The organism is Mesobacillus sp., from assembly GCF_047739415.1.
Lineage (GTDB): Bacteria > Bacillota > Bacilli > Bacillales > Cytobacillaceae > Mesobacillus.
This window is the reverse complement of record NZ_JBIQOE010000129.1, coordinates 1-2,330: the sequence shown is the minus strand read 5'-3', so window position 1 is coordinate 2,330 and position 2,330 is coordinate 1. Positions and strand designations below refer to the sequence as shown.

Below are 2,330 nucleotides of genomic sequence, written 5' to 3'. Positions count from 1 at the left end.
AGAAAAGCTGTCAAGAATAAGCCGGAATTAAGACAGGTTCATGCCCATTGAGAGAAAAGCTGTCAAGAAAAGGGCGTAATTCAGACAGGTTGACGGTGAAAAGGCGAAAAGCTGTCAAAAAAACATCGGAATTATGACAGGTTGAAGGGCGAAACCAGAAAAGCTGTCAAGAATAAGCCGGAATTAAGACAGGTTCATGCCCATTGAGAGAAAAGCTGTCAAGAAAAGGGCGTAATTCAGACAGGTTGACGGTGAAAAGATGAAAAGCTGTCAAGAAAACATCGGAATTCAAACAGGTTTACAGGGTGAAACCGGAAACCTGTCACTAATGGACTCCGATTTATTCAAAGCATACAATTTTACTTAAAGTAGTTAAAATCACAAAAAAGCCGAATCGCTCAGGATTCGGCTTTTATCTTTCAACTGGTTTTGCATCGGGAACTTCTGCGTAGGGGTCTTGTTTATTAATATGGTCGTAAAACATAATGCCATTTAAATGATCGATTTCATGCTGGAATACAATCGCTGGCAGGCCTTTCAGACGAAGCTTGACTTCGTTTCCTTCAAGATCTACCCCTTTTACGGTTATCCTGGCATATCTCGGCACATAACCAGGGATCGACTCATCAACTGACAAGCATCCTTCACCAGCTGCAAGGTAGGAACGTTCCACCGAATGGCTAATGATTTTTGGGTTGAAGAGTGCATGGCTTAATAAATTATCTTTTTCATCTGTTACATGAACAGCAATCATTCTTTTCGATACATTTATTTGTGGTGCGGCAAGACCGATTCCGGGACGGAGACCATGTTTTTGGGCAACCTCAGGGTCCTGGCTGTTTTTAACATATTCAATCAGGCTTTCAAGCACTGCCTTATCTTCCTGTGAAGGGGGCATAGGAACCTCTTCCGCGACTTTTCGGAGCACGGGATGTCCATCACGGACGATATCATTCATCGTCAACATTAACTTCACCTCTAGTATGTAATAATGTTAAGTCTAACAAATGAACAGTAAAAAGTTAACTAGAAATGTTAAAGAGAGAGGGACTAGCCCTCCCTCTTTATTCCTTTAAAACTTCCAGCAGGCGCAGCCGACAATGATCAGTAGAATGAACAACACGACAATCAAAGCGAATCCATTGCCATACCCTGCTCCTGCCACGGGATAACCACATCCATATCCGTAACCGTGCATTAGGAAACCTCCTCAATGGTGTTTTTCGCCCGTAAATTCGGTCGATTGCTATAGCCTATGCGCGAGAAATAATAAAGTGTAGGCGTAAGCCCAGTGAATAAACACACTGAGGAGTGAATATATTTAGGGAAAAGGACAAGCAGTTACCACTTTCAGGATGAACAATTATTCCCGCAAAATTTCATATCTATTGTCAAATCCCGTCGCAATCGCTATAGTAAAATTGGTATCAATGAGGAGGTTATTATTTTGTCCATAATCAAAAAAATAAGTTTAGCTATTATAATGATGGCTGGATTATTAAGTCTAGCAGGGTGTCTGGACAAGCAATCACCAGAGGAGAAAATGTTTGAAGCGCTTGAGAAGGTCGTTTCAATTGAAAAAGGGTTTGAGGATCAGCAGGATCCGCTTGTAGAGTTGGAGAAGAAGGAAAAGGAAATTTACGAGCAAATCATCTCACTTGGAATGAAAGAATATGACCAAATTGTTAAGCTGGCAGATGAGGCATTGGCTATAGCTGACAAACGTGCAGAACATATTGATAAAGAAAAAGAAAGTATAGATGAATCTGAAAAAGAGTTTGGAAATGTAGACAAAATCATCGACGAAATAGATGACTCAAACCTGAAGAAGCAGGCAACTGAACTTCAAGCGACTATGAAAGAAAGATATGAAATTCATGAGAAGCTGTATGAAAACTACAAACAAGGGCTCCAATATGACAAAGAGCTTTATGATATGCTTAAAGATAAGGAATTAAGCTTTGAGAAACTTGAAGAACAAATAAATAAAGTGAATGAAGTATATGAAATTGTCTTAAATAACAACCAAGAATTCAATGAAAAGACTGACCAGTATAATAAGGAAAAAATGGATTTTTACAAGAAAGCTGGAATAGAAGTCAGCACGGATAAAGAAAAGCAATAAGTGAAATGTAAAGCCGCCTTTTAAATGCGGCTTTTTGTTTTGTTTTTGAAGAGGAAGGCCCAGTGCGGCTTAAGAACCTAGTGAAATTTCATACCAGAACTGGGATCGGAGCCATTAGAACCCACTACACAGCACTAATACAGTTTGAATTAAAAGTAATTTATTATAGTACAGTAATTAATAAACAGTAATACAGTTACTTTTT

3 protein-coding genes are annotated in these 2,330 nt (G+C 39.1%); 1 reads left to right on the top strand and 2 read right to left on the bottom strand.

Annotated elements, in window-relative coordinates; genetic code table 11:
- Window positions 1-412 precede the first annotated feature (412 nt).
- Both def and ACH0QE_RS10165 read right to left on the bottom strand, forming a co-directional pair.
- Entirely contained in the window at window positions 413-967 is a 555-nt protein-coding gene (def, locus tag ACH0QE_RS10170; protein WP_415800579.1) for a peptide deformylase, read from the bottom strand.
- 105 nt (window positions 968-1,072) lie between these two features.
- A complete protein-coding gene (locus tag ACH0QE_RS10165; protein ID WP_084135439.1) occupies window positions 1,073-1,198 on the bottom strand; it encodes a YjcZ family sporulation protein in 126 nt (41 codons plus the stop codon).
- Between the two features lie 249 nt (window positions 1,199-1,447).
- On the opposite strand from ACH0QE_RS10165, the gene ACH0QE_RS10160 reads away from it, so the two are divergent.
- A complete protein-coding gene (locus tag ACH0QE_RS10160; RefSeq protein WP_415800577.1) occupies window positions 1,448-2,125 on the top strand; it encodes a YkyA family protein in 678 nt (225 codons plus the stop codon).
- Window positions 2,126-2,330: the final 205 nt, after the last annotated feature.